This window comes from Bartonella sp. AA126HLJHH, from assembly GCF_042197425.1.
In the GTDB taxonomy this organism is placed as follows: Bacteria; Pseudomonadota; Alphaproteobacteria; order Rhizobiales; family Rhizobiaceae; genus Bartonella.
On sequence record NZ_JBHIRU010000010.1, the window covers coordinates 1 to 12061 of the forward strand.

The 12061-nt window shown below is 42.1% G+C and carries 14 protein-coding genes, 1 tRNA gene and 2 pseudogenes; 12 read left to right on the forward strand and 5 right to left on the reverse strand.

Going from position 1 to position 12061, the window contains the following annotated elements:
• Positions 1–945: pseudogene (locus ACFIQC_RS05925) on the reverse strand (bifunctional DNA primase/helicase); the annotation flags it as partial.
• On the opposite strand from ACFIQC_RS05925, the gene ACFIQC_RS05930 reads away from it, so the two are divergent.
• The gene (locus tag ACFIQC_RS05930) at positions 944–1159 is read left to right on the forward strand and encodes a hypothetical protein (protein ID WP_375706870.1); all 216 of its coding nucleotides are present in this window, start codon (positions 944–946) and stop codon (positions 1157–1159) included. The pseudogene ACFIQC_RS05925 and the gene ACFIQC_RS05930 overlap by 2 nt on opposite strands.
• Positions 1160–1732: 573 nt before the next feature.
• On the opposite strand, the gene ACFIQC_RS05935 is transcribed toward ACFIQC_RS05930, so the two are convergent.
• Complete coding sequence (locus ACFIQC_RS05935; protein ID WP_375706871.1) at positions 1733–2803, reverse strand: DUF1376 domain-containing protein; 1071 nt, start codon at positions 2801–2803, stop codon at positions 1733–1735.
• 415 nt (positions 2804–3218) lie between these two features.
• Between ACFIQC_RS05935 and ACFIQC_RS05940 the strand changes: the two genes are divergently transcribed.
• The 7 genes from ACFIQC_RS05940 (at position 3219) to ACFIQC_RS05970 (ending at position 6788) form a co-directional block, all read left to right on the forward strand.
• Positions 3219–3536, forward strand: a complete 318-nt coding sequence (locus ACFIQC_RS05940) for an XRE family transcriptional regulator (protein ID WP_375621498.1) — start codon at positions 3219–3221, stop codon at positions 3534–3536.
• A gap of 312 nt (positions 3537–3848) precedes the next feature.
• A complete protein-coding gene (locus tag ACFIQC_RS05945; RefSeq protein WP_375621497.1) occupies positions 3849–4238 on the forward strand; it encodes a hypothetical protein in 390 nt (129 codons plus the stop codon).
• 227 nt (positions 4239–4465) lie between these two features.
• Entirely contained in the window at positions 4466–4753 is a 288-nt protein-coding gene (locus tag ACFIQC_RS05950) for a hypothetical protein (protein WP_375706872.1), read from the forward strand.
• 185 nt (positions 4754–4938) lie between these two features.
• A complete protein-coding gene (locus tag ACFIQC_RS05955) occupies positions 4939–5157 on the forward strand; it encodes a hypothetical protein (RefSeq protein WP_375671810.1) in 219 nt (72 codons plus the stop codon).
• A 68-nt stretch (positions 5158–5225) separates the two neighbouring features.
• On the forward strand, positions 5226–5996 hold the full coding sequence (locus ACFIQC_RS05960; protein ID WP_375706873.1) for a lambda exonuclease family protein: 771 nt from the start codon (positions 5226–5228) through the stop codon (positions 5994–5996).
• Positions 5997–6094: 98 nt separating this feature from the next.
• The gene (locus tag ACFIQC_RS05965) at positions 6095–6427 is read left to right on the forward strand and encodes a hypothetical protein (RefSeq protein WP_375706874.1); all 333 of its coding nucleotides are present in this window, start codon (positions 6095–6097) and stop codon (positions 6425–6427) included.
• 79 nt (positions 6428–6506) lie between these two features.
• A complete protein-coding gene (locus ACFIQC_RS05970; RefSeq protein WP_375638472.1) occupies positions 6507–6788 on the forward strand; it encodes a hypothetical protein in 282 nt (93 codons plus the stop codon).
• A gap of 692 nt (positions 6789–7480) precedes the next feature.
• On the opposite strand, the pseudogene ACFIQC_RS05975 reads toward ACFIQC_RS05970, so the two are convergent.
• Together ACFIQC_RS05975 and ACFIQC_RS05980 are read right to left on the reverse strand one after the other, a co-directional pair.
• Positions 7481–7720 (reverse strand): annotated as a pseudogene (locus ACFIQC_RS05975) (DnaJ domain-containing protein); the annotation flags it as partial.
• 228 nt (positions 7721–7948) lie between these two features.
• Entirely contained in the window at positions 7949–8506 is a 558-nt protein-coding gene (locus ACFIQC_RS05980; RefSeq protein WP_375706875.1) for a hypothetical protein, read from the reverse strand.
• A gap of 494 nt (positions 8507–9000) precedes the next feature.
• On the opposite strand from ACFIQC_RS05980, the gene ACFIQC_RS05985 reads away from it, so the two are divergent.
• Positions 9001–9144 carry a hypothetical protein gene (locus tag ACFIQC_RS05985; RefSeq protein WP_375678393.1) on the forward strand — a complete coding sequence of 48 codons (144 nt, stop codon included), beginning with the start codon at positions 9001–9003 and terminating at the stop codon, positions 9142–9144.
• Positions 9145–9400: 256 nt separating this feature from the next.
• Positions 9401–9574 carry a hypothetical protein gene (locus ACFIQC_RS05990; RefSeq protein WP_375633333.1) on the forward strand — a complete coding sequence of 58 codons (174 nt, stop codon included), beginning with the start codon at positions 9401–9403 and terminating at the stop codon, positions 9572–9574.
• A 687-nt stretch (positions 9575–10261) separates the two neighbouring features.
• Here ACFIQC_RS05990 and ACFIQC_RS05995 read toward each other — a convergent pair.
• A tRNA-Thr gene (locus tag ACFIQC_RS05995) sits at positions 10262–10336 on the reverse strand.
• A gap of 176 nt (positions 10337–10512) precedes the next feature.
• Here ACFIQC_RS05995 and ACFIQC_RS06000 point away from each other — a divergent pair.
• Both ACFIQC_RS06000 and murA read left to right on the forward strand, forming a co-directional pair.
• Positions 10513–10665, forward strand: a complete 153-nt coding sequence (locus ACFIQC_RS06000) for a hypothetical protein (protein WP_375607050.1) — start codon at positions 10513–10515, stop codon at positions 10663–10665.
• Positions 10666–10841: 176 nt separating this feature from the next.
• Positions 10842–12061, forward strand: a 1220-nt coding sequence (gene murA / locus ACFIQC_RS06005) for a UDP-N-acetylglucosamine 1-carboxyvinyltransferase (RefSeq protein WP_375706876.1), incomplete at its 3' end; no start/stop codon positions are given.

Genomic DNA, 12061 nt, shown 5'->3' on the forward strand with positions numbered 1-12061 from the left:
GTTGGTTGAGGGTACCTGCTGAGGTGTGTGTTGGGGTGCCTGCTGGGGCGCCTGTGTGGAGGGGTGGTTGGTTGAGGGTACCTGCTGAGGTGTGTGTTGGGGTGCCTGCTGGGGCGCCTGTGTGGAGGGGTGGTTGGTTGAGGGTACCTGCTGAGGTGTGTGTTGGGGTGCCTGCTGGGGCGCCTGTGTGGAGGGGTGGTTGGTTGAGGCGGTGTTTTGGGGCGCTTGTGTGGAGGTGGGGGTGGTTGTGGCGGTGTTTTGGGGTGCCTGTGTAGAGGTGAGGTTGGTTGAGGGTACCTGCTGAGGTGTGTGTTGGAATGCTTGCTGAGGTGCCTGTTGGAGCGCCTGCGTGGAGGTGTGGTTTGTGGGGTAAAGAGCTTGCCAACCAAATAAAATCGGTTCACATTGGGAGGCTGTTGGTTTGGTTTTTGCTCCCGTTTGCGCAAGCCGTTCTTTGACTAAAGCAAGGGTGCCGTCGGGTTTATAAAAGGGGAAAATGATTTTTTTGCCATTTTCTCCTATGCGGTAACGCTTTATAATTTCTAGAGGAATGCGGCGTTCTTCGTGGAGATAGGTTTTTACAAGATTCTGCGGGCTCTGCCCTGTAGGAACCGGTGGACGGCGATAGGAACGATGGGGCGCCATAAAGGGTTTGGGGCGTGTCAGATTGAGAGTCGCGCGTGCTTCTTCTAAGGCTTGAGAAAGGCTAATGCCTTTGACTTCACACCAAAGGTCTAAAAGATCTCCTCCAGTGCTTTCTGCAAAATCATACCAAAGTCCTGCTTTACTACCACTCAAGCAAATCGATAAACTTTGACCAGCTTCACCACGTGTGTTGCCTACAATCCAATTGTTGCCTCGTTTGTGCCCTTGGGGAAGAAGCATTTCTGCTATTTTATCGGCTTGTGAGATAAGTTTTTGTTTGATTTCAAAAATTGTGCTCATGGTCATTCGTCTGGTGAATATATTGTTGTTTTTTTCAGATGTGAGAGGTGAGAATTCTGTTTTACTGTTCTCACCGTTTGATCTGATCGTAAAGTCTCGTGGTGCTATGGGGCTTGCCAGTTTACTTGAGAGCTTCTTTGCCGCTCTTTTCTTGCCAATGGTCGCGAAACTTCTTGGCTTGCCAATGGGCTTGGCTCTCACTCAAGCCTTCTGAAATGGCTGTGTTAATGTTTGTTTGCCAAGAGCATGGGAAGTGGCGCCTTGGGAAAAGGAGGAAGGTGGAAAGGAGGAAGGATGCAAGAAGGTGGGGTGGATGTCTGAGAGTGTGGTGCATGCTGGGGTCCTGTTGGGGTGCCTGTGTGGGAGGGGTGGTTTGTTGCCAAAGAGTTTGCTTTTCATTGAGTTTTTTTTGCAGCTGCTCTGTTGATGTCTGTTTGCCAAGAGCATGGGAAGTGGCGCCTTGGGAAAAGGAGGAAGGCGGAAAGGAGGAAGGGGGTGAAAGAAGGGTGGGGTGGATATGTCTGAGAGAGGGTGGTGCATGCTAGAGTCCTGTTTTGGGATACCTTGTTGGGGCATGTGTTGGGGTGCCTGTGAGGGTCTTTTGCGTGGGGAAAACGCTTTTGTGATGAGAGAAAAATGGTCGATGTTGACTCGTTTTACGGTGTGAAGAGCTTATTTCATTGTTGTTTTGCCGCATTTTGTTCTGTGTTGTTTTGTCCGATGCTGTTGTGGTGTTGAAGCATTTTTGTCCCCGCGCTTGCTTGAAAAATACGTTGTTTGTGTGATGTCAAAAATTGTCGCTATAGTTGATCAAACTGCGGTAAAGCGTGTCATTGTTCTCAGAGGTAAAAGATGAGGAGCTCCTTTGTTTTTGCTGTTCTTGCCGTTCGATCTCACGGCGAAACCAGTTGCGCCATGTGGCTTGCCAGTCTACTTTGAGAGCTTCTTTGCCGCCTTTGGCTTGCCAATAGTCGCGAAACTTCTTTTCTTGCCAATGGGCTTGGCTTTCACTCAAGCCTTCTGAAACTGCCGCCTTGATGTCTGCTTGCCAATGCTCAGGAAGACGATGCCCTTTGGCAACTGAGGTTGTGGTTTTTTTGTTGGAAGAAGGAGGGATGGAGGCAGGAAGATTGCTGGGGGGAAGAGTGGTGGCGGATTTTGTTTTTTCCCCCGTGACAATTTGCGCGATAGGGGCGGGAGTGAACTCGGCTTGGGGAGCAGTTAAAGGGGAGGCGTTTTTTTGCTCTGCTTCTGCTTGCGCAGGAGAAGGGAGAAGTGAATCAAGAGCCGATAAGGGTGATGGATGATCGCTTTGTTCAAAGTTCTCTTCGCAGGAAAAACAAGGTTCTGTCTCATCAAACAAAATTTTCTTTTCTAAAACACCGTAAGGTGTTTCCTTTTCTTCTGCCTTTTGAGCTTTTGAGTTTTGTGCAACATCTTTTGGACTTTCGTTAAGCAGTTGTTGCATCTCTGCATTGATTTTCTTGCGTTTTTTTGCCGAAGAACGACCCGCAAAGGATTTTTGTTCAAGCAATTTTTCACGCTCTTGAAAAACATTTTCGCAACGCTTGTTCCATAATCCATTGGCTAAATTTAAAATCTTACCCTCTTGGATGAGCATCTCTAAAACATTAACAAAAGTTCGCTTGTCACAACCACAAAGACGCGCTAAACGTTCTTTCGATATTTCTAAAGGTCGGCCACGGGCATACATTTCATTGAGAAGAATCGTATAGATTCCAATTTCGTGTGCGCGCATCCCACGTACACCTCCTAGAAAGTCATTTTGATACCAACAAACATATGGAAGCCTAGACGATTCATAATGAGGAGTTTCTTGTTGATTAGCGTGTTTCATACTGCAATCTACTTTCTTCTTTTTTATACATTTTTATTGATGATAAAAGCTCAAATAAGGATTTAACTTGTGTTGCTTTTGGCTCTGTTCGATGATGACTAGAGGCTTCTTTACGATGCTTATAAATGATTGGCTGTGCTTGAAGCGCATGCAAACTTACGATTTAAGATTGCGGTGATGGAAAAAATAAAGAATACCACACATTCTCAACGTACTTGCTTTTGGGCAGAAGCTTTGGAGGTGGTCTTTTATATCCGGTAGGGTGGTTAAAGTGTTTTTATGATCTAAAAATAAAAAAATTTCCCCCTAAAAAGTAAAATTTGTTTCCTTAATTTTATCCTTTTTAGAGGATAATGCAAGCCCGTTTTATAAAAAGGACGTGTTTTTTTAAAAAGACGCGCTATATGGTGAAATTATGAATATCAATGGTTGGCGTCAAAGATTAAGAATCGCTTTGGAAAAAAGTGGGCGGTCAAAAAGATCTATCTCCCTCGCTGCCGGTAAAGGCGCGGGGTACCTTCATTCTATTCTTGCTGAAGGAAAAGAACCAACAATCGAATCTCTCTCGCGAATTTGTCACGAAATTAATATCAGTATGAATTATATTCTTTACGGGAAAGGGGCTAGCCCTGAAGATAAAGAATTTATAGAGCTTATTTCGAAACTCTCTCCGCAAGAGAGACAGGCGATTTTGACTCTTTTGCGGCGACCAATTGACGAAGCTTCAAAATAACTTCCTTCTGTGCTTTTGAGTCAAGGCGACTCCAGTGTTTTATTAATATTATGTCACTCATTTTATCTCTCCTGTGTGTTTATAATTGCAATTTTGTAAGAACAAATAGAGAACAACAAAGGGGCATGAGAGGAACAAAGAATAATAGATTTTTCTTTACATATGTCATTTGAACCCCGTAGATATTTAAAATATATCTTTTATGAAGGATAAAATGGTTGACATCTCTCCTATAGAGGAGATAAGACTAACGCTATATTTAGTCTTGTCAAGACAAGGCTATGCTTTATCAACTATCTAAAGGGGGAAATCATGAAAAATATTTCATTCGTTAAAGAGGATGAAATCATTGTCGTTTTATGCGAAGAGGAAAATCCTTGTACTTATGAAGGACCAATCGACGAAATCGAAGAAGTGCTCGAACTGATTGAAGAATGTGAAACTGTTTATAGAGTTTTACGACTCGATCTAACAACTTCTCATGCTGAAGATGTTACGGAACAAATCGCTGATTTTTATGTCGAAAATCATGAAATAAATGAAGAAAATACACAATTGCAGCCCTTCATTTTGAATAGTGAAGCTTATCATGCTTGTTTAAATGAAAGAGCGGCTTGCGATTATGAAGATAATCTCTATGGCTCTTATGAAAAACAGCATCGTTTACGCCCATGTGATGTCTTGACAGATTATTGGTGGTAAACATGCCAAGTTATCTCAAGACTTCTTATCAAGGGTTTCCACTTTATTATGCTGGCAACACGCGAAATTTAATCAGACTCGAACCACAAAAACACAACGCTATACATTTTATATCGCAAGAGGTGGCTCAGTCTATGGCAAAAAAATTGGAGGAAGAATATTGCCGCCATGATTTTTTCGTCGTGCAGTAGCAGGGTTGAAAAAAGAAGCCGCAATGATGGGCCCAAGTGCTTTTTCGTTGCGGTGACAATGGTGCACGTTATGCTTTCGTTCTTGGGGGGGGGACGACTTGGGGGTGGGGAGCTTGGGAGGAGGGGCTTTGCGGGGATTTTCTTAGCCGATATGGGAAAGGGGGGTATGAAGAAAAGAGCCCTATATATGGGGAATTGCGGGCGCTTGTGTGGGGGAAGTTGCCGGCTGGTTCATTGGGGGGTAAGGCAATGAAGGGGCAGCGGGTTATCCAGTGGGGTTGGAGTGATATGAAAGCATGCTGGAGAACAAAAATGAAGGCTTAGGGGGAAGGAGTAGAGTGTTGGAGGAGGGGGGAAAGTAGAGGGCTTGGAGCGCAGGGAGTGCAAAGAGCTTGGATATGAATGTGAAAGCATGTTGGGAAATGAGGGAAGGTGTTTGAGAGGGAAGAAGAGGAAGGCGCTATGGGAGCGCGGTTCTGACCGTTTTTGTATTGAGTCTTAGGGGGGCAATGATGGGCAAGAGGTTTTTTTTTATCGGGGAGAAAATATCACGCGTTATGCTTTCGTCTAGGGAGGGCGCCGCTTGGGGGCTTAACCGATATGGAAAAGGAGGGGATGAGAAACTTGTGGGGAGGGGGATGTTGAGGGGGGCGTTTCCAACAGCTTTTGTGATTTCAGCAGCACAATATTTAAGGATGCTGTCATTCTTAGTGGGGAATGCATCTTAAAAGATATGAATGTTTCAAAGAGAATATGTTGCAAAAAAAACACCTTAAAGATGAAGGGGAGAAATACTATGCCAATCATTATCGATTGTATTCAAGGAACAGAGGAATGGCAGCAAGCGCGTAATGGTTTGATTACGGCTTCGTTGTTTGAGATGGTTATGGCACGAACAAAACAAGGGCAAAAAACGTCACGCTATCAGAGTGTGATGATGAAATTGGCGGGAGAAAGAATTACCGGAAAAACCGTTGATGAAGGGGCAACACTTTCTATGCGACGTGGGACTGAATTAGAACCAAGCGCGCGACAGCTTTATGGGAAACTGACACATACAGAACCTGAATGTATTGGCTTTGTTTTGGCTGATGATCGCGGACAAGGATTTTCTCCCGATGCTTTTGTTGGAAAAAATGGATTGTTGGAAATTAAAACAAAAAAACCTGAAATTTTAATTCCTCATTTCATGCAAAAGGGCTTTCCAGCAGAACATAAAGCACAATGTCAAGGAGGGTTATGGATTTCTCAACGCGAATGGGTGGATTTAATGCTCTATTGGCCGGATATGCCTCCTTTGATTAAACGGGCTTATCGTGATGAAGCGTATATTTGCAAGCTTGAAAATGAAATTAGCCGTTTTAATGAGGCTTTGGAGAAGATGGTACAGCAAATTAAATCGGTTGAGACAGGTTTTCATATAAGAACAGAAATTGCTTTGAAGGAGGGAGAAAGCGGGGAGTTTGGAGCGCATGCAAGACGTATGCTGGAGGGCAAAACAAGAATGAGACGTAAGAGGGGAAGAAGGGGATCTTGTGTAGCGTTGAGGAGAGGCAAAGTTCTATAAAAAGGAAAGAGCAGAGGGGGAAAAGAGCAAAGCATATGTTGGAAGAGGGTGCCAAATAAGGGGGCGCAAAGAGTGCAGGGAGCACAAAGAGCTTGGTCATGAATGTGAAAGGCATGGTGGGAAAATGTGGGAAGAAAGGGTGCTTGGAGCGCATGCAAGGCGGCGCGGTATGCTGGAGGGGAAAACGAGAATGGGGAGTAAGGCCAAGTTGTTTAGAGATATGGTGGTGTGATTTTGGGAGCTTTTGTGGTGAGTGCTGGGGGAGCGGCAATGATGGGCTGAGTTGCTTTTTCATTGTGGTGACAATGGTGTACGTTATGCTTTCGTTCTTGGGGGGAGAGAGCTTTGCGGGGGCTTGGGGGATTTTCTTAGCCGATATGGAAAAGGGGGAGATACGCGGCTTTGGGAAGAGAAATGTTGGAGCGGGATGAGGAGGAAATGGTGGGGATGAAGGGGGCAGGTCGTTATCCTGTGACTTGGAGTGACACGAAAGCATGCTAGAGAACAAAAATGAGGTTTAGGGGGAAGGGAAGCAGCAGTGCAGACAGGTTCCAACCTATAAAAAGGCACGTTCAAGGAGGAAAAGAGCTGGTTTTTGTGTTGGAGGAGGGTGCAAGCAAAGAGCGCAAAGAGTGCAGGGAGCGCAAAGAGCTTGGTCATGAATGTGAAAGGCATGGTGGGAAAATGTGGGAAGAAAGGGTGCTTGGAGCGCATGCAAGGCGGCGCGGTATGCTGGAAGGGAAAACGAGAATGGGGAGTAAGGCCAAGTTGTTTAGAGATATGGTGGTGTGATTTTGGGTGCTTTTGTGGTGAGTACTGTGGGGGAGTGGCAATGATGGGCCAATTGCTTTTTTCATTGCTGTGACAATGGTGTACGTTATGCTTTCGTTCTTGGGGGGGAGAGAGCTTTGCGGGGGCTTGGGGGATTTTTTTAGCCGATATGGAAAAGGATGTTAGGGGCATGAGAAAAAGTCTGTGTGGAGTCAAGTGGGCTTGTTGGGGAAAAGATTGGGGGCAGGTTGTGGAAAAAAATAGAGGGGTGGAGGAAACGGGAGAATAAGAAAAGAACGGATAGAGACATTATAATCTCTATGTTTTTCTACACTACCTTGTTATAGAAAATCAAAAATTACCACACCTTGTGAATTCACTGTGGGACTGATCTTAAAGCTCTTCAGATTTTACAAAAATAACTATCAATAGAATATGAAGGGAACGGCAATAACAGCTAAGGCGGTCATTATTGCAAATAAAAACGCTGGAATCTTTAACCTAAATCACCAAAGTATGTTAATCGGAAGAGACATTTATAGATCACTCTGTTTCATTAAGTTCCTCTAATCAAAATACCGAAATATAATAATGGTACCGCCAATATATATTACGAAAAATAGTATTAGAGCAATGACAAAGACAGCTATTTTTTTAAAAGGTGATATTAACACTAAACCTATATTATCTCGGCTTTTATTACTTTCAGAAGCCTTGTCATTATCTTTAAAAGTTTCATGATAGAACTGATTGTAAGCAGCTCTCTTTTGAGGATCTTTAAGAACTTCATAGGCTTCACAAATTTTTCTGAATTTTTGTTCTGCTTCGGTACTAGAATTATGATCAGGGTGGTATTGCAGAGCTAATTTACGAAAAGCAGATTTTATCTGTTTAGCGTTGCATGCGTAGCTTACACCAAGAATTCCATAATAATCGTCTTCATTTACTATCATTAAATACAGCTACTTTGTGTATTGCTCTTATTTTATAAGATCGTTTAATTGATCTCTTTTGAATGTATCGACATGTGTTATTTTTATGTTAGAAATATGGTGAACATTGTATTGAGTGGCATGGCTGTACTTGGGGCTATTGTCTCTAAATGAGAGGAGATACAGTTCAAAACGCTTAAAAATGCAGGGTGTTTTTAATATTTTAGAAATATTTTTTACAAAAATAGATTAAAAGAGAGACGATAAATCAAATGTAAAAGGGACGGCAATAATAGCCAAGGTTGTCATTATTGTAAATAAACAGGCAGGAACCTTAAATCTAAAACGCCAAAGTAAACTTATGGGAACAGACATTATCGTTGTTATTACGAATGCTACGATAAACCATTGCAGGAATAAGTTCATTATATTAATTTCATTATTAAAACGATTTTGATTAAGACGATTTTGTTTTAGTTCTTCCTCTGAAACACAATCGATAATAGAAACGCCATAATAAACAGGAAATTTTCCACCTAGACAAGCGCTAACAGAAAATTGTTCAAGCTCTAACCATTCTCTTTCGCGTTCTTTTTCCAATATCTTCTTTTTTATTTTCTGTCTTATATATTCTTTTGAAATACAATTGATCGGAGAAGTACTTCCAACAAAAAGACCATCTGTTGTACATCCACTCGTTGTATGATGCGTAAATAAAACAGCGCTTATTACGATAGCGAAGAAAATAAAGTGTTTAAACAGAGGGTATTTATTGTCGTTTGTTTCTGATGAGCTTTTATAAGTCATTTCTGTTGAATAAATCAATATGTGTTATTTTTGTGTTGAAAATATACGTAAAAACGTATTTAATAAAAATGGTTATAATGATCATAATGTGTCTAAATAAAGGTGTGGTACTGGCTAAAACCCCGCATATGTGGGGTTTTAGCTTATTGGAGGAGGTATGACAGCAGAAAATATGCAGAAAATATAAGGGGATCTGTAGCCAAAATGGTTGTCCTAGGGTGGGGAGAGTAGGGAATATCCAAAATACTCCAAATGAAATATACTTGTTGTTGTACATTCACGCACTTGTTTTAATAAAGATATCTCGCTCTAAGCTCATTTCACAGCCATTTTATGCCGGCGTTCATAAATTTCATACTGGCGCTTGTGAATAATATCGTGAGGGGTATAACGGTCAAGCCCCGTAGATTATAAACCCCAGAGGTTATAAAACCCTGTAGATTATAAACATTGCGCACCCTATCTTACTTTATGAAAAAGTAAGTTGGTACTATTTGGGGCCCGTTGCCAAAATTGCGGCATGGGCTGTAGCTCTTGAGACGATTCATAATCTCGTTTACTGGGAGGCTTCTTACGAAGAGATATGCTTTTCTTGGAAAGTTTCTCGCCATACGGATCTTTCTGTTTGTGAACTGTAAGCGAAGAGGGGTGATTGATTTCAATAGAATAGAGGGGGAGAGAATTTTTTGCTCTTCGGATTCTTATGCAAGAGGAATAACGCTATCCGTATCAATCAAAGTATTCGTATAAAAAAGATGCGTGTTGAAAGAGGGATGGCTTAGAGCACGTGGAAAATCATAGTGTATAAAATTGGTAATGAGGGATCTTCTTTGAAACGGCGGGCTATCAATTTTCTGGTATATGGGATGCCTAGTATATGGGGATGTCTGTTATATGAGATGTTTGCCATATGGGAGAGTGGGGTGGCTTAGTGAAAGCTTTATTGAGGGGGACTTTATCACTGTTTGGTTTTTGCTTTTGGTAAGGGGTGGGGAGAATGGGGAAGGAATTGAGTTGAGAGGAGGTTCTGGAAATGGCTCTGTTAGATCTGTTGTAAATGACGAATAGGATCGATGAAGCTTATTCTAATTTTTACAGGGAATACTTGTGTTGCTTGAGGTGGATAGAGAGGCTGGAAAGATAAGATTATGGGTTTGGAGGCGGCTAAAGGTATCAATGGGATATGTTCAAACAATGAGTTTATAATAATTCATTATTGAGATTCAATTTGAATTTCAATGAGAGCCCGAAATAGTGTGAGATGTTCTTATTTCAACCCTTCTTATTCAGACGCTCTTATATTGAATCAAGTAAAATCGTTTGTTTGCATATTACAAACAGGGTGAGCTTGTGGGGAAAAATATTCAAGAAATAAAATATTGAAAAAATAAAAATGTCTATACCGTCTCAAGTGCTAAGAGCTGTTGCAACAGTGAGGCTTGGCAAAGAGAAGGAGTAAAGGGGGACAATCTTACAGAAATGAAAGAGAGGGGAGGCAAGGAAAGAGAGGGGAGGCAAGGGGTGGGGGGATATTCTTTGGGGGGCGGTCAATTTCAAAAGCCGTTCGCAAAGCATTTTAGAGATTAAGCGTGTCATTGAGGCTCTTGATTTTGAAGCTACTGATTTTGAGGCTATTGAAACGCATGGTTTAAAGGATGGAGGATTTGATGAAGCCGATGAAGGTTGGGGGAAAAGATTTAGGCTTATAGGGAAGACTTATAAGGGCAAGAAGAGAGAGGCAAAAGAAGAATAAAATGGTGCTGCGAGAGAGGATTGAACTCTCGACCTCTCCCTTACCAAGGGAGTGCTCTACCACTGAGCTACCGCAGCCCTTTTCAATCTTTGCGCTGTCTTGTGCCATATTGTCAGAAAATAGGCAAGAGAACATTTGTATATTCTTGCAAGAAAACGTATCTTATGTCATGACATATGTTTCTTATATGCTTAAATATTTAAGGTTATGAGTTGCTTGGATAGAAGCTCAACACTGTTTAAAAGGTTGCGCAATGACACAAATGCATCAAAAACAAAAACAAAATGAAATTAATCATCAAGATGAAAAAGCAAAACGACGTCAAGAAAGATTGGCACAACAATTGCGTCAAAACCTGAAACGTCGAAAAGAGCAAAGCCGAAAAAGAGCACAACCAGAGCTCTAAAATGCAAAAAGCTCTAAAATGCAAAAAAATGTTTTTTAGTAAATTTTTGCAACCAAACTTCTCAATAATTTGTTCTCATAGTTAGAATGCGTTCTAAAACGATTAATAAAGCATAACTTCCCGAAGGGGGACAATCCTTTGGAAGGGCAGGCACAAAGGAAAAGAGGGAAAACACGATGGATTCTATTCAAATTGTTGGGGGAGAAAAACTTCAAGGAACAATTCCTATTTCTGGGGCAAAAAATGCTGCATTGCCTCTTATGATTGCGGCGCTGCTTACAGAAGAAACGCTCACTTTAGAAAATATTCCGCATCTGGCCGATGTTGAATTGCTTATTCGTATTCTCAATAATCATGGTGTTGGATATGCCGTTGATGGACAAGAGTTTAAAGATGAATGCGTGAATTCAAGAACAATTCATTTTACGGCGCAAAAAATAGCCACAACACGGGCACCATACGAACTGGTGAAAAAAATGCGTGCAAGCTTTTGGGTTATCGGACCACTGCTTGCACGATGCGCAGAGGCTTATGTTTCGCTTCCTGGAGGATGCGCTATTGGAACAAGACCTGTCGATTTTATCCTTGAGGGACTTAAAACTTTAGGCGCACAGATTACTATCGAAAATGGATATGTTCATGCAAAAGCGCTAAAGGGGTTAAAAGGTGCTCACTATCGTTTCCCTAAAGTCACTGTTGGTGGAACCCATGTGCTGCTGATGGCGGCGACAATGGCAAAGGGAACAACCACTCTTGAGAATGCGGCTTGTGAGCCAGAAGTGACAAACCTTATTCGAACTCTGAATGCTATGGGGGCTCAAATAACCGGTGAAGGAACAACAACGCTTACAATTGAAGGGGTTAAAAAACTCAACGGTGCTAGAGTACGCGTTATTGCTGATCGAATCGAAGCGGGAACATATGCAATGGCTGTTGCTATGACGGGAGGAGATGTCTTTCTTAAAAATGCAAATCCTAATCATCTCACAAAAGTGCTTAAGGTGCTCCAAAAAACAGGACTCGAGATTCAAATAGAACCTCAAGGAATTCATATTAAGCGAAATCCAAAGAACACCAAAATTATGCCCGTTGATATTAAAACAGGACCTTATCCTGCTTTTCCAACTGATCTCCAAGCGCAATTCATGGCGCTCATGACACGGGCTGAAGGAATCGCGCATATTACAGAGACGGTTTTCGAAAATCGTTTTATGCATGTTCAAGAACTCAATCGCTTAGGGGCACAGATAAAGCTTGATGGGCAGACGGCAACTGTCTATGGAACAGAGAATTTGCAAGGGGCTCCTGTCATGGCGACGGATTTGCGTGCTTCTGTTTCTCTTGTGATTGCAGCATTGGCAGCAAAGGGAGAAACAATCGTCAATCGTGTTTATCA

Excerpts from the sequence above, each read along its gene's own strand:
- ACFIQC_RS05930 (WP_375706870.1), top strand. The coding sequence starts at position 944 with ATGGTCATTCGTCTGGTGAATATATTGTTGTTTTTTTCAGATGTGAGA.
- ACFIQC_RS05935 (WP_375706871.1), bottom strand. The coding sequence starts at position 2,803 with ATGAAACACGCTAATCAACAAGAAACTCCTCATTATGAATCGTCTAGG.
- ACFIQC_RS05940 (WP_375621498.1), top strand. The coding sequence starts at position 3,219 with ATGAATATCAATGGTTGGCGTCAAAGATTAAGAATCGCTTTGGAAAAA.
- ACFIQC_RS05945 (WP_375621497.1), top strand. The coding sequence starts at position 3,849 with ATGAAAAATATTTCATTCGTTAAAGAGGATGAAATCATTGTCGTTTTA.
- ACFIQC_RS05955 (WP_375671810.1), top strand. The coding sequence starts at position 4,939 with ATGATGGGCAAGAGGTTTTTTTTTATCGGGGAGAAAATATCACGCGTT.
- ACFIQC_RS05960 (WP_375706873.1), top strand. The coding sequence starts at position 5,226 with ATGCCAATCATTATCGATTGTATTCAAGGAACAGAGGAATGGCAGCAA.
- ACFIQC_RS05965 (WP_375706874.1), top strand. The coding sequence starts at position 6,095 with ATGAATGTGAAAGGCATGGTGGGAAAATGTGGGAAGAAAGGGTGCTTG.
- ACFIQC_RS05970 (WP_375638472.1), top strand. The coding sequence starts at position 6,507 with ATGAGGTTTAGGGGGAAGGGAAGCAGCAGTGCAGACAGGTTCCAACCT.
- ACFIQC_RS05980 (WP_375706875.1), bottom strand. The coding sequence starts at position 8,506 with ATGACTTATAAAAGCTCATCAGAAACAAACGACAATAAATACCCTCTG.
- ACFIQC_RS05990 (WP_375633333.1), top strand. The coding sequence starts at position 9,401 with ATGAGATGTTTGCCATATGGGAGAGTGGGGTGGCTTAGTGAAAGCTTT.
- ACFIQC_RS06000 (WP_375607050.1), top strand. The coding sequence starts at position 10,513 with ATGACACAAATGCATCAAAAACAAAAACAAAATGAAATTAATCATCAA.